Source organism: Pseudomonas sp. AA-38 (assembly GCF_029457475.1).
Lineage (GTDB): Bacteria > Pseudomonadota > Gammaproteobacteria > Pseudomonadales > Pseudomonadaceae > Aquipseudomonas.
The window spans coordinates 2,605,592-2,626,319 of record NZ_CP120359.1; the positions used below are offsets into that span (position 1 = coordinate 2,605,592).

18 protein-coding genes are annotated in these 20,728 nt (G+C 61.1%); 9 read left to right on the plus strand and 9 right to left on the minus strand.

Going from position 1 to position 20,728, the window contains the following annotated elements; translation table 11 throughout:
* Positions 1–122: 122 nt before the first annotated feature.
* The 3 genes from PVE35_RS11875 to PVE35_RS11885 are packed head-to-tail and all read left to right on the plus strand — an operon-like array spanning position 123 to position 3,686.
* The gene (locus PVE35_RS11875) at positions 123–1,136 is read left to right on the plus strand and encodes a hypothetical protein (protein WP_277374742.1); all 1,014 of its coding nucleotides are present in this window, start codon (positions 123–125) and stop codon (positions 1,134–1,136) included.
* 2 nt (positions 1,137–1,138) lie between these two features.
* Positions 1,139–3,136 (plus strand): type VI secretion system tip protein VgrG, encoded by a 1,998-nt coding sequence (tssI, locus tag PVE35_RS11880; protein WP_277374743.1) that lies wholly within the window; start codon positions 1,139–1,141, stop codon positions 3,134–3,136.
* Positions 3,137–3,143: 7 nt separating this feature from the next.
* On the plus strand, positions 3,144–3,686 hold the full coding sequence (locus PVE35_RS11885; protein ID WP_277374744.1) for a toxin-antitoxin system YwqK family antitoxin: 543 nt from the start codon (positions 3,144–3,146) through the stop codon (positions 3,684–3,686).
* Positions 3,687–3,779: 93 nt separating this feature from the next.
* Here PVE35_RS11885 and ligD read toward each other — a convergent pair whose 3' ends face one another.
* The 3 genes from ligD to PVE35_RS11900 form a co-directional block, all read right to left on the minus strand.
* Positions 3,780–6,308: a DNA ligase D gene (ligD, locus tag PVE35_RS11890; protein WP_277374745.1), complete on the minus strand. Its 2,529-nt coding sequence runs from the start codon at positions 6,306–6,308 to the stop codon at positions 3,780–3,782.
* Positions 6,309–6,323: 15 nt separating this feature from the next.
* Positions 6,324–7,184: a Ku protein gene (locus tag PVE35_RS11895; protein WP_277374746.1), complete on the minus strand. Its 861-nt coding sequence runs from the start codon at positions 7,182–7,184 to the stop codon at positions 6,324–6,326.
* 100 nt (positions 7,185–7,284) lie between these two features.
* Positions 7,285–7,509, minus strand: coding sequence for a PLDc N-terminal domain-containing protein (locus PVE35_RS11900; RefSeq protein ID WP_277374747.1), 225 nt, complete (start codon positions 7,507–7,509; stop codon positions 7,285–7,287).
* A gap of 186 nt (positions 7,510–7,695) precedes the next feature.
* Here PVE35_RS11900 and PVE35_RS11905 point away from each other — a divergent pair, with 186 nt between their 5' ends.
* The 3 genes from PVE35_RS11905 (at position 7,696) to PVE35_RS11915 (ending at position 9,785) form a co-directional block, all read left to right on the plus strand.
* Positions 7,696–8,568, plus strand: a complete 873-nt coding sequence (locus PVE35_RS11905; protein WP_277374748.1) for a DUF72 domain-containing protein — start codon at positions 7,696–7,698, stop codon at positions 8,566–8,568.
* Between the two features lie 114 nt (positions 8,569–8,682).
* Positions 8,683–9,090 carry an antitoxin Xre-like helix-turn-helix domain-containing protein gene (locus PVE35_RS11910; protein ID WP_268183921.1) on the plus strand — a complete coding sequence of 136 codons (408 nt, stop codon included), beginning with the start codon at positions 8,683–8,685 and terminating at the stop codon, positions 9,088–9,090.
* Positions 9,090–9,785, plus strand: a complete 696-nt coding sequence (locus PVE35_RS11915; protein WP_277374749.1) for an RES family NAD+ phosphorylase — start codon at positions 9,090–9,092, stop codon at positions 9,783–9,785. Before PVE35_RS11910 ends, PVE35_RS11915 begins: the two co-directional genes overlap by 1 nt.
* A 20-nt stretch (positions 9,786–9,805) precedes the next feature.
* On the opposite strand, the gene PVE35_RS11920 is transcribed toward PVE35_RS11915, so the two are convergent.
* The gene (locus tag PVE35_RS11920) at positions 9,806–10,198 is read right to left on the minus strand and encodes a DUF4280 domain-containing protein (protein ID WP_277374750.1); all 393 of its coding nucleotides are present in this window, start codon (positions 10,196–10,198) and stop codon (positions 9,806–9,808) included.
* Between the two features lie 123 nt (positions 10,199–10,321).
* Positions 10,322–11,419: an AAA family ATPase gene (locus PVE35_RS11925; protein WP_277374751.1), complete on the minus strand. Its 1,098-nt coding sequence runs from the start codon at positions 11,417–11,419 to the stop codon at positions 10,322–10,324.
* Between PVE35_RS11925 and PVE35_RS11930 the strand changes: the two genes are divergently transcribed.
* Positions 11,361–12,341, plus strand: a complete 981-nt coding sequence (locus PVE35_RS11930; protein ID WP_277372100.1) for an IS5 family transposase — start codon at positions 11,361–11,363, stop codon at positions 12,339–12,341. The genes PVE35_RS11925 and PVE35_RS11930 overlap by 59 nt on opposite strands.
* Positions 12,342–12,471: 130 nt before the next feature.
* Here PVE35_RS11930 and PVE35_RS11935 read toward each other — a convergent pair whose 3' ends face one another.
* Positions 12,472–14,130 (minus strand): hypothetical protein, encoded by a 1,659-nt coding sequence (locus PVE35_RS11935; protein ID WP_277374752.1) that lies wholly within the window; start codon positions 14,128–14,130, stop codon positions 12,472–12,474.
* Between the two features lie 417 nt (positions 14,131–14,547).
* Entirely contained in the window at positions 14,548–16,047 is a 1,500-nt protein-coding gene (locus tag PVE35_RS11940; protein ID WP_277374753.1) for a PLP-dependent aminotransferase family protein, read from the minus strand.
* Between the two features lie 123 nt (positions 16,048–16,170).
* On the opposite strand from PVE35_RS11940, the gene PVE35_RS11945 reads away from it, so the two are divergent.
* Positions 16,171–17,376, plus strand: coding sequence for an NAD(P)/FAD-dependent oxidoreductase (locus PVE35_RS11945; protein ID WP_277374754.1), 1,206 nt, complete (start codon positions 16,171–16,173; stop codon positions 17,374–17,376).
* Positions 17,377–17,713: 337 nt separating this feature from the next.
* Positions 17,714–19,030, plus strand: a complete 1,317-nt coding sequence (locus PVE35_RS11950; protein WP_277374755.1) for an alkaline phosphatase D family protein — start codon at positions 17,714–17,716, stop codon at positions 19,028–19,030.
* Between the two features lie 105 nt (positions 19,031–19,135).
* On the opposite strand, the gene PVE35_RS11955 is transcribed toward PVE35_RS11950, so the two are convergent.
* Complete coding sequence (locus PVE35_RS11955; RefSeq protein ID WP_277374756.1) at positions 19,136–19,660, minus strand: hypothetical protein; 525 nt, start codon at positions 19,658–19,660, stop codon at positions 19,136–19,138.
* A gap of 156 nt (positions 19,661–19,816) precedes the next feature.
* A complete protein-coding gene (locus tag PVE35_RS11960; RefSeq protein ID WP_268183904.1) occupies positions 19,817–20,710 on the minus strand; it encodes a chemotaxis protein in 894 nt (297 codons plus the stop codon).
* Positions 20,711–20,728: the final 18 nt, after the last annotated feature.

Consider the following 20,728-nt stretch of genomic DNA (forward strand, 5'->3'; position numbering starts at 1 on the left):
TACCTGTATTTAGATAGCATGTAGCAGATGCTGCATCTGGTGATGCACTCCCTATTACCCGAGCAAGCCATGGCGCAACCAGATTGAAACCTCGTAACAGCCGTTAGACAGGAGCGAGATAATTGGCAAGGCTTAAATTCTTTATTTTTAGCGACCCAGGGATCTTAGAGCGAATTTCCGAACACAGTTTAGTCACAAGCTTATGGCAAAACACGCTTCGCAATCTGGCTTGCTGTTTCGATTTTTATTATTTCGACACTAAAAGCCCAACTCTCCCTTCGACCTCAGCATTGGTCAATTCAGCCCAACATGTATTGCCTACCAGTATTTCTCCTGCGGAAGTCAACAACAAGATAAAAGCGATGCAGCCCAACGACGAATTGTGGGTAGCCGCCATGCCGAAAGTGACTGTTAGCTGGACTAGCTGGAGAACTGAACTCTACTGCCCTGGCCCGGGTTTCATGAGGGAAGTCAGCACCCTGGATAGCTGCTTGGGGAATATGGGGAAAGCTATCAAAGATTCACTGGCACGGGGTTGCCGCCTATTCGTTGGGCCCGAAACCTATTTCCACAACGGTACCTTGAGAGATCCGCAGCCTCTGAGCGCAGACGAAAAATTGCAGCTAGACGAAGCTATGCAAAAGTTGACTGCAGATTTCGACATGGCGTTGGTGATTGCTGGCACCGTTTACTGGGTGGATGCCGAAAAGCGGGTGCATAACTCCCTGTTGGCGTTCTCCGGGGGAGTGAATCTCTGCACTGGCGCTACGGCTTACGATAAAAAAGAGTGGACCGGAGAAGAGCAGGAGGCTGGCCGAGCTGTAGGAACTCCCGTTATTGGTGAAAAGAACTTTACCAAAATTTCATGGCAAACCCTGACCGTGCTAGTGCAGATATGTCAGGACTCAGCACCAGACGCGCAGGTGCGGCTAGAGCCTTGCGACATACACATCATCGTGGGTAACGGCACTGGCGCGCTCAGCCTCAAACAACGCCCGGGAGGCGTTGGCGCTTATGCTGATGCGCAAGGAAAAGGGCGCTTTCAAGATGCGTTCAATATCCATGATGTAGGTTCTGGACACCATGCCTGTCAGTTGAGTCTGGCCTGGCGTCCGGCCCTGGTTAAGGGACTCTGAATATGAAGGCCTCTGGAACCAGCCTCTCCCTCAACACCTCCGCCCTGACTGATCTTTACCCCCAGGCGCTTTCCGGGGACGAGGCGTTGAACGAGCTGGGCAGCCTGACTCTCCACGGCGACAGCGCCACGGCGCTGACCTTGAGCAGTGCCGTGGCCACGCATATCACCGCCACCCTGCACAACGACGCCAACCAGCGCCCCCTCGATGCGCTGGTCGCGGAGATTCGCCAGCTCCCCGCCGATGCCACGGCCGACCGCTATCAGGTGGTGTTGCGCCCCTGGCTCTGGTGGCTGACGCTGGCCAGCAACAATCGGGTGTTCCAGAACCTTTCCACCAGCGACATCGTTACCACCATCTTCAAAGCCCATGGCTTTACCGACTTCAAGCTGTCGCTCTCCGGTAGCTACGAGCCGCGCGAGTATTGCGTGCAGTACGGGGAGACGGATTTTGCCTTCGTCTCGCGGCTGCTGGAGGAGGAAGGCATCTTCTGGTTCTTCACCCATGAGGACGGCAAGCACACGCTGGTGCTGGGCGATAGCAGCGATGCCTTCGTGCAGATTCCCAATGGGCCGAAGGTGCCCTACCTTGGCCAGGGTATCGGCGTGCGTGAACTGCATGGCATCCGCTCGGCGCAGTACAGCGTGCAGGCGGTGAGCGGGGTGTACAGCGCCACGGACTACGCCTTCACCACCCCCACCACCTCGCTCTACAGCAATGCCGAAGCGGTGGCCGGGCCGCTGTCGATGTATGAACACCCGGGCGGCTATATCGCCAAGGCGCGCGGCGATGCCTTGACCAAGCAGCGCGTGGACGGGCTGCGCAGCCAGGAGAAGCGCCTGATCGGCGAGAGCGACTGCCGCTGGCTGGTGCCCGGCCACTGGTTCACCCTCACCGGGCATGACGACACCAGCCTCAATATCGACTGGGTGGTGACCTCCGTGACTCATGACGCCAGCCACGAGCACTACCGCAACCGCTTCGAGGCCATCCCCAAGACCACCGCCTACCGCCCGTCCCGGCTCACGCCCAAGCCGCGCATGCACACCCAGACCGCGCAGGTGGTGGGCAAGGCCGGCGAGGAAATCTGGACCGACCAGTACGGCCGTATCAAGATCCAGTTCCCCTGGGATCGCGACGGCAAGAGCGACGAGACCTCGTCCTGCTGGGTGCGCGTGGTGCTGCCCTGGAGCGGCAAGGGCTTCGGCATGCAGTTCATCCCGCGCATCGGCCAGGAAGTGATCGTCACCTTCATCGACGGCGACCCGGACCGCCCGCTGGTCACCGGCTGCGTCTACAACGGCGACAACACCCTGCCCTACGCCCTGCCGGACAACCAGACCCAGTCCGGCATCAAGACCAACTCCTCCAAGGGCGGTGGCGGCTTCAACGAACTGCGTTTCGAGGATAAGAAGGACGCCGAGGAAGTCTTCCTCCAGGCGCAGAAGGACATGACCGTCAACGTGCTCAACGACAGCACCGCCACCATCGGCCATGACGAAACCCTCACGGTACAGAACGCCCGCACCCGCACGGTGAAGGAAGGCGACGAGACCATCACCCTGGAAAAGGGCAAGCGCACGGTGACCATCCAGACCGGCAGCGACAGCCTCGATGTGAAGGACAGCCGTACCGTCAGCGTCGGCGCCGACCAGACCCACAGCACCGGCGGCAACTACAGCCACAAGGTCAGCGGCAACTACGAGCTGACCGTGGACGGCAACCTCACCATCAAGGTCACCGGCACCCTCACCCTGCAGAGCAGCGGCGACCTCACCGCCAAGAGCGACAAGAACCTCACCACCCAGGCCGGCATGGCGCTCACCGACAAGGCTGGCACCTCGCTCACCAACCAGGCGGGCACCTCCCTGGACAACAAAGCCGGCACCACCCTGACCAACGACGCCGGCGTCAGCCTTACCAACAAGGCCGCCGCCGAACAGACCGTGGATGGCGGCGGCATGCTGACCATCAAGGGCGGCCTGGTGAAGGTCAACTGAGGCGCCCATGGCCAACGGCAACCTCGACCTCACCCGTGGCGACAGCCGCCTCCAGGGCAAATTGCAGGACGGCGCCCTCGACGGCCCGGTGCGCATCCAGGAAGCCGGCCGCCCGCAGGCACAGCTCGGCTACGCCAATGGTGTGCTGCACGGCCCCAGCCTCCTCTACCACCCCAACGGCCAGGTGTCGGCACAACTGCCCTACGCCGACGGGCGCCTGCATGGCGTGGCCCAGTACTTCGCCGCCGAAGGCTGGCTGCAGCGCAAGGTCGCCTACCGCCAAGGCTTGATGCACGGCGAAGCCAGCAGCTACTACCCGGACGGCAGCCTGGCCGAGCTGGAGCTGTACCGCGATGGCGTGCGTGACGGCCTCTATCAGCGCTTCCATGGCAACGGCCAGGTCGCGCATCGCAGCCGCTACCTCAACGGCAAGCCACTGGATGAAGGCCAGGGCTTCGCCGAGGACGGCCGCCCACTGGATGCCGACGGCAAACCCATCTCGCGGCTGCGCTGGTGGTGGCGGCGATGGAACGAATCGGCCGAAGTCTAGCGGAGCGCTGCAAACGAGCCTGAGCAGGGGCATGACTTCGGCAATCATCGGTCTGGCACCGATCTGCACGGTGACGCCTGCCCGCTGCGCCGCTCATGGCGGCTCGGCACCGAGCCTGTCCCACATGGCGCGGGTCAGGCGCTGGCGGTTGGCGTAGCCGGCCCAGGGATCCTGGCGCAGCCCCTCGAGGCGTTGCTGCAGATTGGCGAGCGTCCACTGCTGGGCGCTACGCAGGCCATCCAGCTCGTCCCGAGCGATCGGCACCGATACCGGCAGACCGGGTCGCGCGCGCACCGAATAGGCCGATACCGTGCTGGCGCCACGGCCGTTGCGCAGGTTGTCGATGAAGATCTTACCCACCCGGTTCTTCGGCCCCGAGGTCGCGGTGAAACGCTCGGGTAGCTGCCGGGCCATGAACTGCGCCAGGGCCTTGGCGAAGCCCTTGACCCTGTCCCAGCCGGCGTGCCGGGCAAGCGGCACGATGATATGCATGCCTTTGCCGCCACTGCTCTTGAGAAAGGCCTGCAGCCCCAGCTCGTCGAGCACGGCCAGGGTCAGCCGAGTCGCCTCCAGCATGCTGCGCCACGGCAGCGCCGGGTCCGGGTCGAGGTCCAGCACGAAGTGATCCGGCGTTTCGATGCGGTCACTGGTGGCGCCCCTGCGGTGAAACTCGATGCAGCCCATCTGCGCGGCACCGACCAGGGCCGACACGCTGTCGATCTCCATCAACCGGGCATGGCCTGGGTCCAGCTTGGGGTCGAGGTGCTTGATGTTGGGGATCGCCAGGCGCTCGGCGTGCTTCTGGAAGAACTGTTCACCCCCTACCCCGTCCGGCGCCCGCACCAGCGACACCGGGCGATTGCGCAGATAGGGCAGCAGCCACTCGGCGATATCCGCATAGAACTGAGCGAGCTGAAGTTTCGTGGTGCCGCTGTCCGGGTCGATCACCCGCTGCGGATGGCTGATCGGCACCCCAGCCACCAGCGGCCTGGCGGATGCCTTGCGCGAACCGTCAGCCTTCGCTGTCGATTTCTCCGCTGCCGCTCCTGGCGCCTGCGGGTGCTCGCGAATGATCTGCGCCGCCGGCTTGTCACTGCGCAAGGCGATGAAGCTGGCCTGGCGCACGATGCCCTCACGGGTCCATTCGGCGAACTCCACTTCGCCGACCAGTTGCGGTTCGACCCAGCTCACACCACGGGCCTGGGCGGCGGTAAGTTTGCGGTCGAGTGGCGACTCGTCTCGCGCCAGTTTGCGCAACTGCTGGTGCAGGGCCTTGAGCGCGGCTTCGCCGAAGCCAGTGCCGACCCGCCCGGCATAGCGCAACCCATCCGCCTCGTTCACCGCCAGCAGCAACGCGCCAAAACCGCTGCGGCTGCCCTGCGGCTGGGTGTAGCCGACGATCACGAACTCCTGACGCAGCCGGCACTTGAGCTTGATCCAGTCGGCGCTGCGCCGCGACACGTAGAGGCTGCCGGAGCGCTTGCCGATAACGCCCTCCAGCGACATGGCGCAGGCGCTCTCGATTATGTCCCGGTGATGGGCGCTGAAGGCCTCCGAGAAACGCAGCGGGCTGCGCCGGGTGCTACCCAGCGCAGCCTTGAGCCCGGCTCGCCGAGTTTCCAGGGGCACCTCGCGCATGTCTTCGCCGTTGAGAAACGGCACATCGAACAGGTAGTAGATAAGGTCGTGGCTGCGGCCAATGTCGAAGGCGTTCTGCAGTTGCTGGAAATCCGGCAGGCCCTGCTCGTTGAGGGCCACCACCTCGCCGTCCAGCCAGCTATCGCTCAGGCCCAGCTTGGCCAGAGCCTTGGCCTGCTGCGGCAGACGCTCCGTCCAGTCGTGGCCATTGCGGGTGAACAGGCGCACCTCAGCGCCTTGCACCCGCGCCAGGATGCGGTAACCGTCGAACTTCACCTCGTACAGCCAATCGCCTTCCGGCGGACGCTCAGCCAGGGTCGCCAGTTGTGGCGCCAGGCTGTCGGGAAATTCCACCGGCGTCTCGCGGCGCGGCGCCGGCTTGGTGGCCTTCTTGCGCCTGGCCAGCTTGCTCGGCCCACCCACCAGCGCACCGCTTATCACGCTCTGCGGCTGCGCCTCGACGATGTCGTACTCGTCGCTGGAGCGCGCCGTGTCGTCGCGCTCCTTGATCAGCAGCCACTGTTCCTTGTCGCCACTGCCACGCAGACGTGTGCGCACCAGCGCCCAGTCCCCGGCGAGCTTTTCGCCCACCAGGGTGAACTTGAGTTTTCCGGCCTTGTAGGCGGCCGCCGGATCGCCCTGGGGCTGCCAGATGCCATGATCCCAGACGATCACGTCGCCCGCGCCGTAGTTGCCTTCGGCGATGCTGCCCTCGAAGCTGGCGTAATCCAGCGGGTGGTCTTCCACATGCACCGCCAGGCGCTTTTGCGTGGGATCCAGGCTCGGCCCCTTGGGCACCGCCCAACTCTTCAGGGTGCCGTCCAGCTCCAGGCGAAAGTCGTAGTGCAGGCGGCGCGCATCGTGCTTCTGCACCACAAAGCGCAGCGCACCGGCCTTGCTGCGGCGCTTGCGGGGTTGCTCGCGGGGCTCGCTGGTCTGCTCGAAATTGCGTTTGCGGTTGTATTCGCTCTGCGCTCTGGCCATGGTCGGTATCCCGGCTTATTTGCGTGCAGTCTTGGGGCTCTTGCGTGGCGTGCTCGCCTTGGGCCTGGCTTTCGCCTTGCTCTCGGGCTTGCCGCCGAGGCTGCGCTTGAGCAGCTCGGTCAGGTCGATGACATCGGCACTGCGCCGGGTCTCTTCGCCCTCGACCTGCTCGACGTTCTCGATCTTGCCGGCCTTGGCCTTCTTCTCCACCAGCGCCATGATGCGATCCTGGAAGCTGTCCTGATATTCGTCCGGCTGCCAGTCGGCGCTCATGTCCTTGATCAGGCGCTTGGCCATGTCCAGCTCGCTCTTGGCCAGCTTGGGCTTGGTCACCGAATCGTCCAGCTCCAGTGTCTCCAGCCCGCGCACTTCGCTCGGCCAACGCAATATCACCAGCACCATGGCCGACTCGATGGGCATCAGAGCCGCCAGGTGCTGACGGGTGTGCAGCACCACGCGCGCCAGGGCCACCTTGTCGGTGCAGCTCAGCGCCTCGCGCAGCAGCGCATAAACCTTCTCGCCACGGCGATCCGGGGCCAGGTAATAGGGCTTGTCGATGTGCTGCAGGGGAATCTGCGCGCTGTCGACGAAGGCGAAGATATCGATGGTCTGCGTCGACCTGGGGTGCGCCTCGCGAATCTCTTCTTCGCTGAGCACCACGTAGCGGCCTTTCTCGTAGGCCACGCCCTTGACGATGTTCTCCTTGCTCACTTCCTTGCCGGTGGCCTTGTTCACCCGCTTGTAGCCGACCGGATCCATGCTGCGCTTGTCCAGCCAGTCGAAGTCCACCCCCTGGGTCGAGGTGGCGGTCACCAGTGCAACCGGGATGTGCACCAGGCCGAAGCTGATGGCCCCCTTCCAGATAGCTCTAGGCATGACGCAGGTCTCCGTATCGAGCATGGCCGGCGCACAGGGCTGGCGCCTTTGAAATCTCAACGCTCATCGCCCCTCCTCTTCCCGGCATGGCCATCGGGTCTTACTTGCTGTGCTCCGGCGAGGACGGCGGTGGGTTCATCCCGCGTGGCCCGAACAGCCCCCACAGGCCCAGGCCCAGCACCGGCATAACGGCGATCAGCAGCGACCAAAGCGCCTTGGCTTCCACGCTCTTGTCGCTGCGGTAGACGCTGACGATGGCCCACAGATCGAGCAGGATGATGATCACGCCGAGCGCAATGAATAGCAGACTGATTTCACCGGGCATTTGGAAATTCCTCCGCGCAGACTCATAGAGTTGTGGCCGCATCCAAGGCCTGCGGTTCAGAAAAAATTGACTCGAATGACCGCCACCTCGCGCCTCTCCAATGCCACATGCGAGTTGCGAGGTAACACCCATGGCCTTTTCCGCCCTGCACCACCCGCGCTGCCCACGCCTGCCGGAGGTGGCGCCATGAGCGATGTGCGTATCGGCATTTCCGGCTGGCGCTACGCGCCCTGGCGCGGCGACTTCTACCCCAAGGGCCTGGTGCAGCGCCGCGAGCTGGAGTTCGCCTCCCGCGCAGTCAGCAGCATCGAGATCAACGGCTCGTTCTACGGCCTGCAAACACCCGAGCGTTACCGCAAATGGGCAGCGCAAACGCCAGAGGACTTCGTCTTCAGCGTCAAAGCGCCGCGCTTCATCACCCATGTGCGCCGGCTGCTGGACATCGACGAGCCACTGGCCAACTTCTTCGCTTCTGGGTTGCTGGGCATGAAGGAGAAACTCGGCCCGATCCTCTGGCAATTTCCCCCCAGCTTTCGCTTCGACGAACGCCTCTTCGCCGACTTTCTCGCCAAGCTGCCGGCAGACACCGATCAGGCGCGCAGCCTGGCCCGCCACGCCTCCGCCCGCCTGCACGTGGCGGGCTACCTGGATGCCACGGAGGATCGCCCGCTGCGCCATGCCGTGGAAATTCGCAACGCCAGTTTCTGCGATCCGGCCTTCATCGAGCTGCTGCGCCAACGTGGCGTCGCCCTGGTGGTGGCGGACACCGCGGGCAAATGGCCCTATGCCGAAGACATCACCGCCGATTTTCTCTACCTGCGCCTGCATGGCGATGCCGAACTCTATGTCAGCGGCTATTCGCCCGAAGCCCTGCAGCATTGGCAGCAGCGCATCGCAACCTGGGCCGCCGGTGGCCAGCCCGACGACGCCGAACTGATCGATGCATCACACCCACCCCGCCGAAGGCCACGGGATGTCTACTGCTATTTCGACAACGACGTGAAGGTGCGGGCGCCCTATGACGCCCGTGCCCTGCGGGAACTGTTGGAGCGAAGTTGATGGTCGATTGTTTCAGCGGACTGTTGCAGGCGCAAAAGAGCAACGGAGCGAGCACTTACTATCCACAGAATCAAATATGCTATATTTTGCTCTGTAGATTAAAGAGGGCTTCCCATGACCGCTACCGCCATCCAGCTTCAGGACTTCTCGAAAAGCCAGTGCGCCGCCGGTTTGCGCGCTGCGCTGAACATTCTCGACAAGTGGAAGGCCTCTCCCGAACAGGCCTGCCGAGTGCTGCGTATTTCCCGCAGCACCTACACCCGTGCCAGTCAGCAGGATGCTTCGTGGACAGTGAGCCTGGACGCCGACCAGATGCAGCGCGTCAGCCTGGTGTTGAATATCCATGCGGCACTGCGCGTGGTTTTCGACAATCCCGACAACGTCTACGGCTTTGCTCTGATGAAAAACCACAATGAGTTCTTCAACGGCCGTGCGCCGCTGGAAGTCATGGCACAAGGGGACATGATCTCGCTGTACGAAACGTTCCGGCGCATCGACACCCTGCGAGGTGCCCAGTGGTAATGCTCAGCGACCTTCCGTTGCTGGAAGATCACCCTGTACAAGCCTACCGCCTGGTCAATTCCAAGTTTCCGCCCATCGCCCTGTTCGATGACGTCGCCGATGCAGAGGACTTCGACGCCCTCTATCAGATCCAGGCGCTGACCAATCCACGGCTGCAGAACGAAATTGGTCGCCTGGAGCTGATCCCGCGCGATCAGATTCCCTTCGGCATCGCGGGCTGCTCCTATGCGACGGCCCCCTTCACCCACGTCAACCCGGCCGGTTCGCGCTTCAGCAACGGCAGCTTCGGCGTGCTGTACCTGGCGGACAGCATGGACACCGCGATTGCCGAGGTGTGCCACCACCAGCAGCGCTATTGGTCGAAAGTGCCAGAGCTCAACTATGAGCGCTTCGTGTTCAGAGGGCTGACCGCCAGCTTCAGCGAAGCAGGGTTGAGAGACGCCACGGTCATGCCGCTTTCAGACCCCATCTATGCTCCGGACGACTACACCCACTCGCACCGGCTGGGCGCGGAGCTCAGAGGCGCAGGATGCTCAGGCCTGCGTTATCACTCGGTTCGCGCTGCCGGCCACATCTGCTGGGCACTGATGACGCCGCGCCCCGTGACCTCAATCATCCAGAGCGCACACTATGAAATGATCTGGAGCGGGCAAGTGGTCAGCGTCAATCAGATCACCACATTGCTGGCGACCTAGCCCGGTGCGCTCGTGATCTGCTAGGGAATCAGCATCTGCATCTGGCCCGGCATCACCACCTTGATGACGCCGGCCCAGTTGCACATCAGAGTACAGTTGGAATCCAGCGAAGGCATATTGCCCAGCAGCATGGTCGGCGCGCCGGGTATCCAGGGCGTGGCCGTGGCCGGTATGCACGGCATGGGCGTCAACACCCCCAAGGCCGCTGCAGTGGCAGCCGCCACCATCGGGTTGGCCATGCTCATGCACATGCCGAAAGGCATGATGTTCACCAGCGGGATATGATCCATGATATTCGCCGCCGGCATGCTGCCTGTCAGCGTGCGATTGGTCGGCAACACGTTCAACATGCTCGGCGCAGCGCCAAAACTGCACTGCAACGTCGCACCACTGCATACCTGCGGACAACCCATCACTCGCTCCAAGCCAGTCCTTGATGGGAGGGAAGCTTAGTAGAAGATTGGTGGGGGTGGTGGATGAGGCAGCTCTCGATCAGAAGCTGTCATTTGCCTGCGGTTGCTCGAAGGGGTTTCAGTTCAGCCCCTAGCTTTGGCTGTATCTTTCAAACGCTTTTCCAAAGCAGCCCTCCATGTAGCCAATCTCTCAATGTCCTGTTCTAGTTCATCAGGTTCTGGCGTCGGAAGCCTTCCGACTGCCGTTGCCGCGTCATGCTCGAACTTGGAGCATTTGCTCATGCCGATATCGATCTCTCGGTAATCTTCATCGGTCACAACAACAGACTTGAGACGCTGTGTCGATACACCCTCGCCGAACCGCTGGACAGCTCCGTTCAATAGAACTTCCTCGACACACCGCTCCCAAGCGAGGCGCAGTCGACCATAGCTTGCAGCGGTCAGGCGACGATGCTCATCGTCGTCCCCATCTTTCTGTGCTCTGCGAACCTCAACCAACGCTTGGCGCAGTCTGGCCAGGCGTTCCTTGGTACCCACCACGTCGAACGGCAGATCCTGCGAATGCACCCCATAACCTTGCGAGGTTCGACGAATGTAGTTCTTAGTCAGAGCAGCCCCAAACTCCTCAGCCTTCTGCTCCAAAATGCAGAGGAAGTATATGTCGTGGGTGAAGACAATTACTTGTCGAGTCAGCGACTCAATAGCTAAACGCTCCGCTACCTCCCAACGACGGCGGTGGTCTAACGATGAAACAGGGTCATCCAGTACAATTCCACCACGTCCCTTACCAAGCCTGATCTCCGCAAGGAAAGAGGCAATGGCAATAGCACGCTGCTCTCCCTCGCTAAGAATGGCTGCCGGGGCACCCCCGCCAGGCAGTTGCAAGATCAGCTTGAACTGGGTCTTGCCTCCAGGAGACTCAGGTTTCATCACGACTTGAAGCTGATGTACCTTCAGACGCTTGAGCTCTTCGTTCAGAGCGTCCGCCAGCTCCTGGCTGGCCGTAGTACGCGAAAGGTCGGTGGATTTTCTGGAGATAGCACGTGCGTCTAAACCCTCAATGCATGCCTGAAGTTTGCTACAGGCCTCATGCTTAGGGAAAGTCTGAAGAAGACCTCCCGTTTCTGGTGAAATAGGCCAATCCCGTTGCCCGAGTTTCTCAATGAAGCAAATGACTTTCGCCGACGCCGAATACGCCGGTAAACGTAAGCAGACCCGCAAGGAGCTGTTCCTGATCGAGATGGATCAGGTTGTGCCCTGGAAGGGGTTGGTGGCACTGATCGAGCCGCATTATCCCAAAGGTGAAGGCGGTCGGCCGGCCTACCCGTTGATGGCTATGCTGCGGGTACACCTGATGCAGAACTGGTTCGGCTACAGCGATCCTGCAATGGAAGAGGCCCTGTATGAAACGACCATTCTGCGCCAATTCGCAGGCTTGAGCCTGGAGCGTATCCCGGACGAAACGACCATCCTCAATTTCCGTCGACTGCTGGAGAAGCATGACCTGGCTGTCGGCATTCTCGGTGTCATCAATGGCTACCTGGGCGACCGTGGCCTGTCCTTGCGTCAAGGCACCATCGTCGATGCCACGCTGATTCATGCACCCAGTTCGACCAAGAACAAGGAAGGCAAACGCGATCCCGACATGCACCAGACCAAGAAAGGCAACCAGTACTACTTCGGTGCCAAGGCACATATCGGGGTCGATGTGGAGTCGGGGTTGGTGCACCACGTCCATGTCACAGCCGCCAATGTTGCGGACGTCACCCAGGTGGACAAGCTGCTGCATGGCGAAGAGAACATGGTGGCGGCTGACGCCGGTTATACGGGCGTCGAGAAGCGCGAGGAGCATGAGGGGCGCCAGGTCATCTGGCAGATCGCGGCTCGGCGCAGCACGTACGAAAAGCACGGCAAGAAAAGTGCACTGTACAAGGCATACCGCAGCCTCGAGAAAGCCAAAGCGCAGACCCGCTCGAAGGTTGAGCACCCGTTCCGGGTGATCAAACGCCAGTTTGGTTACACCAAGGTGCGGTTTCGTGGCTTGGCGAAGAACACCGTCCAGATGGTGACGTTATTCGCTCTGTCGAACCTGTGGATGGCACGCCGATATTTGTTGGTGGGTGCAGGAGAGGTGCGTCTGTAATGTGGAAAATGGCCTCCGCAGGTTGATTGCGGAGGTCAGAAACGGAGAAACAAGCGGGTTATCTGAGCATTTTCGATCAGATGGACTCTTTCAAAATCGGCAGTGGCCGAAGTCGGCCAGAAATAGCGGCCTATTTCAGACCTTCCTTAGCAATTGCCTCCAGTACAGCGTCCTTAACCTCGCCCAACCTTACTCTTGCATCAAGCTCTCGCTTCTCCGTAACCATTTCAGCCCGGACTCTCTCATCGGCAGTTGCCTCTAGCGCAGCGGCTTGGCCTTGTAGGCTTTCAATAATGTGCTTTAAGCCCGGCTGCGGATCGGCCTGCCACTCCAGAACCTCCTCCCACTGGATCTCAGCGGCAGCGGCTTGCAGTATTAATTTCTGACGGGAGTGCAGACACTCCTGCATTGATGAACATGCCGCAGCGAGCTCCGGATCAATTTCCGTGAGTTCCTCAACCAAGGCATCGCGGAACATTACATCCAAGGCTGCGTTCTGAATTACCCTGTAGGCATTGGCGGCAGTTTCACGGGCGTCTTTCGCAGACTTTTCGGCAGCATGCTTAATGAAGGCGTCAAACTTAACTAGTCGCGAGGCGCCTTCCTCCCCAAGTCGGTTCTGGCAAAGGGGGCATGCGGCATCCTCTGGAATTGCCGGGAATTCATGTTCCGGATGACTAACTCCGGCGAAAATTCGAGCCGCCTCAAATAGAGCCTTCCACTCATCGCCACCTGTGCCAACAAGTTGACCTGGTGTCTGTTTGAACTCCGTAGCAGCGAGCTCCGCTGCAGCTTTGGCCGCTTTCGATTTCTTAATTAGTTCTCTGAGCTGGTTGACCTTTTCATCGTTGATCAACGCAATTGCTGCTGCTATTCGATCCTTCAACCCTGAGAGGCGCGTCGCCTTCTGACGCAGCGCTTGGGCTTTTTGCTTCGGATCAGCTTCAGCTAGGGTTTGTGTCAATAAGAGCAGCCGATCCTGCTCTGCCTGGCTGAGCGTGGCTAAGGCCTCAATATGCTCGGGATTAGTCCTAGTCGGGATACCCAGCAGCGCAGTGGACACCGCAGTCTGCTCTTTCGCAAGTACGGCGTACGCGGCGTCACTTGGAGCATTCGCTGTCTTTTCTTGCGTTGCACGCAATTTGAGCTTGTTACACGCGCCTACTAACCCCTCCAAGATATCCAGTCCGTATGGGGCGTAAGCGAAGTCGCCATGGTTATCGATGTAAGCACGGGCGCAATGGGTGTCGAAGATGGAAATGTCTGAAAGCGGTTCAGGCGCCGCTATTCCATACTGCCAAGCAAGGTCAGTACGCGTGCCATCGATAACAGCCTCGAACACCGCTTGGGCAACGCCGGCAGTCTTGGGATCCAAGTTTGCGTTAGGCAGTATGGGCTCACGCCGATCTCTCGCACGGCACGCATGCTTGAATACTCTGGAGTAGCCCGACTTCCCAGCGCCATTCTCTCCGTAAATGACCGTCAGACCTACCACTGCAATCGGAACACTGCCACCGTTCGCTAGGGCGTTAACATTCTGGAGATCCTTGATCGCTGCTAGCTGAACAACTCGGGTTGGATCGGCCGGCGGAGCTATCTGAGCCTCCTCAAGCACCCTGGGCTTCCGGTCATCTGGATCAGCAATCCCCACTTCGGCCTTAGCCAACGCGTAGAGATCATCCAGGTCAGCCGCACTAAGCGTACGATCTTGATAGAGTCGAGCGATCGCATCTTGCTGCCAAGCAGGCAGCCCCTTAGACCATGCGTGAATTTCCTGAATGATCGACACCCTGCCTCCTCCTTGGCGTAGTACTACGCATCTCTGTTTAATTTCTCTAAGGTGACCATTCGCCATCAGCATGTCTAGATAGTAATCAGGAAGGGAGCAACTTTTTCTTGCGCCCAGCCAGAGCAACCGCCCCTCAAAGGCCGCTATTGGCCGAACCAGCCCCTCCCCCTTGCCCTACTCCCTCACACACCAGTCGCGGTCAATCCCGTGACTGGGTGTGGTAGCCCGATTCACACGAAGGCGCGGTAGCGCCATAGTCAAGAATAGGCGCTTTTTTTGAGTCTACTGTTTTCTCGCGCATCTATGACGGGCCCTGTAGGCAAGCTTCGGCTTGGCCGGCGTCCTCCGTGGGTCGCTCTAACATCCCTGCACGATCCGCCTCCATATCGTTTGGTAGTGAATGGAACGCGGGTTGCATCAGGCCCGCAGCGCTGCGCCGAGCGCTCTCGCCGCTTCATCGATGGCGCGCTCATCATAAGGCGCAAAGCCCATTACCAGGCCGGGCGAGCGTGGATGCACGCAGTAGCGTGCCAGCGGCATCGCCTCGATGCCGGCAGCCTGTATCTGCGCAAAAGCCTTGGCCTCGTCGTCCATCTGCAGATTGCAGGCGATGTCCAGCCCCGCGCGGATTTCCGGCACCTCGATCATGCCTTGCCAGTGACGTTGCGCGGCCTCGGCGAAGGCCTCGGCACGCTGGGCGTAGAGCTTGCGCATGCGCCGCACGTGACGGTCGAAGTGGCCCTCGTGGATGAAGTCAGCCAGCACTGCCTGCGACAGGCTATTGGCATGCCGTGCGGTCAGGGCTGCCGCGCGGGTGAAGCACTCCACCAGGTGCGCGGGCAGCACCAGATAGGCCAGGCGAATCGCCGGAAACAGCAGTTTGCTGAAGGTGCCGGCGAGAATCACCGACTGCTCGGCAGCCGCCATCGAGCGCAGCGCCGGGATCGGCTTGGCGATGAAGCGGTATTCGCTGTCGTAGTCGTCCTCGAAGATGTAGCTGCCTTCGCGCTGCGCCCATTGCAGCAAGGCCAGGCGGCGCGACGGCGACAGTTCGCCACCGAGCGGTGCCTGGCGCGACGGCGTCACGTAGGCCAGCCGTGCATGGGGCGCCAGGCGCATGCCTTCGTCCACCTGCAAGCCCTGGGCATCCACCGGCACGTCGATCCGTCGCACTCCGGCCACATCGAGTAGCTGGCGCGCGCCGGGATAACCCGGATCTTCCATCCAGACCTGTGAGTCGCCGGGTGCCAGCAGGCGCAGGCACAGGTCGAGCCCTTGCTGCACGCTGGCAAGCACCAGTATGCGTTCGGCCGGCACCTGCACGCCACGGGCGATGGACAGGTAGCCGGCGATGGCTTCACGCAGTGCCGGCAGGCCACAGGGGTCGGCGTCGAGCAGCAGTGACAAGCGTGACGCGCGCAGTTGTTGCGTGTGCAACTTGCGCCAGGTGTCGATGGGAAAGGCCTGAACATCCCCCCGATGAGGAAAGAACGGGCGCAATCCCGGCGCCGAGGAGCGCCTGGCGAACACCGGATCGAGCAGATCCAGGCGCTCCACCCAAGGTGTAGCTGGCGCCGTGCGTGGCAGCTCCTCGGGCGGCCTCACCTTGCGCCGCACGTAGCCGGCATTGAGCGTGACATCCGGCAGCACGGCGCTGACCCGCGTACCGCTGCCGGTGCGTGCATGCAGGTAGCCCTCGGACAACAGTTGCTGATAGGCCGCCTGCACCGTGCCCCGGGCGATCTGATAGTGCTCGGCCAGTTGTCGCGTGCTGGGCAGCTTGCTGTCCGCCGGCAGGCGTCCGCCAAGAATGGCCGCACGCAGCGACTCGTAAAGCCAGCGTTGCAGACTGACGCCCGGCTCCGGCGTGCCCAGCGGCAGGAAGAGCACCTGCGGCGGTGCGCTGGTGTTTGGCATGAGGGCCTCTGAATGGATCAATTACTTCCAGCAAGAATGGATCAATACACCGATCCAAGCCAGCAGCAGAATCGCTTCCGTAATCGAGCGGAACATTTCCCATCTCTTCACTGGAGCGAAACCATGAAGCAACAGATCCTGATCATCGGCGCCGGATTCGGCGGTATGTGGAGCGCACTCAGCGCCGTCCGTCTGCTGGATCGTCAGCAGCGCCTCGACGTGGCGGTCACCGTGCTGGCCCCACAGGCCGAGCTGCGCGTACGTCCACGCTTCTACGAAGCTGACCTGAGCACCACCGTCGCTCCGCTGGGGCCGCTGTTCGACGCCGTCGGCGTGCACTTCGTGCAAGGCAGCGCGACCCGTATCCATAGCGAAGAACGCCGCGTGAGCTACCGCGACCGAAACGGCAACAGCGCCAGCCTGGCCTACGACCGGCTGATTCTGGCCAGCGGCAGCCAGGTGTCGCGCCCGCCGGTGGCCGGGATCGACCAATTCACCTTCGATGTCGACAGCCTGGAGTCGGCACAGAAACTCGAGGCCCACCTGCAGGCCCTGCGCCGGCAGCCGGACAGCCCAGCACGCAACACCGTGGTGGTGGCCGGCGGCGGCTTCACCGGCATCGAGACCGCCATGGAAATGCCTGCTCGCCTGCGCGCCCTGCTCGGCGAGCAGGCCGATATCCGTGTGATAGTGGTCGACATGGCGAATCAGGTGGGCGGCGCCATGGGGCAGGATATTGCGGCGGTGGTGGCAGAAGCCAGCGACCAGCTCGGCGTCACCTGGAAGCTCGGCAGCCCGGTGGCAAAAGTGGAACGAGCGGGTGTGGTGCTCGATAACGGCGAGCGCATCGAGGCCAGCACGGTGATCTGGGCAGTCGGCGTGCAAGCCTCGCCGCTCACCCAGCAAATCTCGGCTGAACGCGACCTGCATGGCCGCCTGCATGTCGACCGCTACCTCAAGGTACTCGGCCAGGAGGCGATCTACGCCACGGGGGACACGGCCTACGCCGCCGTGGACGATATCGGCAACCATGCGCTGATGACCTGTCAGCACGCCATCGCCCTTGGGCGCTCGGCGGGCAACAATGCCGCAGCCGACCTGCTCGGTGTGGAGCCTATCGCCTATAGCCAGCCCAAGTACGTCACCTGCCTGGATCTGGGCGCCTGGGGCGCAGTGTTCACCGAAGGCTGGGAGCGCAAGGTGGTGCTCACCGGCCAGGAGGGCAAGGCGCTGAAGACCCAGATCAACACCGAGTGGATCTACCCGCCAGCAGCCGAACGTGCAGCCGCCCTGGCGGCAGCCGACCCGCTGATTCCGGTGGTGGCCTGAAGAGGCTCAAGAACGGCCTGGAGCCTAGAGCCCAGGCCGTTCAACGCGTAGGGTGGATCGGGACACCGACCGCTCGTAGCGTCAGCGAACAGTCCACCGAGATCTGCCGCCTAGATCAACGGCCGACCAATGGCAGACAGGCGAAATGGCAATTTGCCGCCCAGCACCTAGATTATTCAAGGGCGATTGAACGCTAGCCCACAAAAACAGACGTCCGACCTGGTGCAGTCCTCCGCGTGTTCCAGTCTTCGCGCTGGGAGTCCATGACATGCACTGCCCAACATGGCTGGCCAGCAAGAGCGCCAAGCCATGGAGCCACACATTAAAGGGACATTACATGGCAAAACTCATTCTGGGGCACACAACCGATAGCTCAGCGAAGATCTGGATCAGGGCATCGGCTCGCTGGCCAGTAGCCTTTCTGCAGCTAATCAACTTGGCCAACAACAAAAAACCAACTGAAGTAGCCATTTCAACTCAAGAATCCGAGTTCTTCACCGCTGTTCATGAATTCACCGGGCTAACTGCCGACACTGAATACAAAGTGAAGGTATCTTTCGGCAAAACCCTCAAGGATCCCGCTGAGGCACGCATAAGAGATGCCTATACCGAAGGTCGATTCAAGACCTTCCCGACAACGGCCTCCCAGCCGTTCACCTTTCTTATTGGCTCGTGCAACCTTCATTCACTTGGCATATTGGAGCGCCCGGATCAGTCCTGGCTGAGCATTTCCAGAATCGCGGCGAAAACCCAAGCGCGCTTCATGCTCCATGCGGGTGATCAAATATATGCCGATATTCCTTTCAAACCCGAGGCCAGCCTGGAGCACTACCGGGACAAGTATCTGGATGCCTGGGATGACTGCATTCCCGCCAGGAAGGTACTGACCGAACTGCCGCATTACATGATCCTGGACGACCACGAGATCATCAACAACTACGCGCATGGCAGCGATGAGCTCGGCAGCACGCTGCCGCGCATCGCACTCAAGGTCTACTGGGAGTTCCAGCACTCACATAACCCAACCACACTTGGCGCTGCCGACCAGTATTACTACAGCTTCAACTATGGTGATGTTCAGTTTTTCGTGCTCGACACTCGTACATCGCGTGTATCGAGCCTCGGACAAATGATCGACGACAAGCAGCTCAAAAGCCTGCTTGCCTGGATGACTCAATACAGCAACAACACCAAATTCATCGTAACCAGCGTCCCATTCGTAGGTGCCGTCAAGAATCCAAAACAGGACAAATGGTGTGACCCGGCGTTCAAAGCCCAGCGAGAAAAGATCCTCGGGCACATTCTCAAGAACGGCATCAGCAATGTCATCTTCCTGACCGGCGACATGCACACTTCCTACTGCGCCGACATGGAGATCTCCGACGGGGCGGGCAACAAGATTGTCATCCATGAGCTCATGTCCAGCCCGATCAATCAGTTCACACCGAAACTGCCCCTGGAGTTTCACTACGAGTCACCCAAGAGCGAAACCAGTGATGGACTTCAATATACGTCCACGATCAGGAAAAAAACCTTCTACGGCGACCATTCAAATGTCATGAGCATTACCGTCGCCAGTGGACAGCCGATCGAGTTCAGCATCTTCAGAACCACCACTGATACGACCAAACCCGCGATCAAAGGAACGATCTGAGCAGCCCCTAAGCAGGGCACGCCCCTGGAGTGTCCTCGTAACTAACCCGGCAGGCTCCAGAGCGGCAGTGACACAGCGCTGCGCCCTGCCGGCTCTAGCCGCTCGTTACACCACGCCATATACATGCTCTTCAGGCGATACATCCGCCTGGGCCTGCATCTGCGCCTTGTCCTTCATGCGCTCGGCGATTTCCGCCTCGACCGCCTTCTGCCTTTCGGGCGGCATGTCCTCGATGTCTTCCTCGGTCAGGCCCATGTCCTTGAGGATGCTGTCGCGCATCTTCTCGGCAGGCGACTTGGCCATGTAGGCCTGGAATTCCTGCAGGGCCTTGTCAGGTTCGTCGTTTTTGCTCGTGCCCAGGCCATTGCTCCAGACGCCACTTTCAGAGTGGTTATCCGCCGCTGCGTTCGAGGTGGTCTGCAGGCCGACGCGATAGCGCGCGAAGCCTTCGTCGCTGGCCTGCTGGGCCTGGTAGTCGCGTTCGGCATTGGCATCGACGGTGCGCGGCTGGGGCACGCTGGTTTGAGCGCCAAACAGCGCGTCCTTCTGCTGCTCGTCACTGCGCTTGCCGGTCTTGAACTCCATCAGTGACAGGCTGCTGTGGCCTGCCACTCCCGCAATCGTGCTCATGATTGATCCTCGTTGATGAATGGCAGGTGCAACCCATCAACTCTCATGCCAGTCGAGATAATCATTGCAAGTTATTGATTTGCACGGAGTGCGAGATTAAGGCAGAGGCATGAAGCTGCCGCCCGACGGCAATTGTCTGCCGTCGGGCGGCAAGGCTCAGCGCGCGCTAATCTGGCGGAAGGCGTCCAGGGTCAGGCGGGTCAGATCCACGGCGGAGAACTTGGTGAGGATGGCGTTAGCCCCCACCGCACGCGCCTTCTCGGTGTTCATGGTGCTATCGAGGGAAGTGTGCAGCAGCACGTAGGTGTCGGCGATATCGCTGCTGCGACGAATCTCCTGTACCAGGCTGTAGCCGTCGATCTCGGGCATTTCGATGTCCGACACCAGCAACTCGAAGGGCATGCCGGCTTCGCGGTAGTCATGCAACTGATCCAGCGCAGCCTGGGCGCTGCGCACGGCGGTGCAGTCGAGGCCGAGCTGGCGCAGCACGTTGACCGTCTGCTGCAACGCCACCGACGAGTCGTCGACGATCAGCACCCGTCGCCCCTGCAGCAGCTTCGCGTCCTGCGGATCGAGCAGTTGCTCGGTCGGCGTGTGGTCGTGCTCCGGGGTGATCTCGTGCAGCACCTTCTCGATATCCAGTACCTGCACGATATCGCCGTCGATCTGCACGACGCCGGTGATGAAGGCGCGACTGCCCGCCCCAGCGGGTGGTGGGCGCACGTCACGGGTCGAGCACGGCACGATGCGCTCAACGTTCTTCACCAGCATGCCCTGACGGGAGCGATTGACTTCGGTGACGATCAGGCAGCCTTCGTCGTTCTCGCTGCTGACACCACGTTCACCGATGGCAGCGCCCAGGTCGATGACGGTCAGGGTGAAGCCGCGCAGCATGGCGATACCGCGAATGTTGGGGTGCCGGTTGGGCAGCTTGGTCAGCGGCGGGCAGTCGATGACCTCATTGACCTTGAGCAGGTTGATGCCAAGCAGCCTGCCGCTATGCAGACGAAAGAGCAGAAGCGATAGCGAGTCGCCGGTAACGAGCGTCATGGCTGATTCCTTGACTAG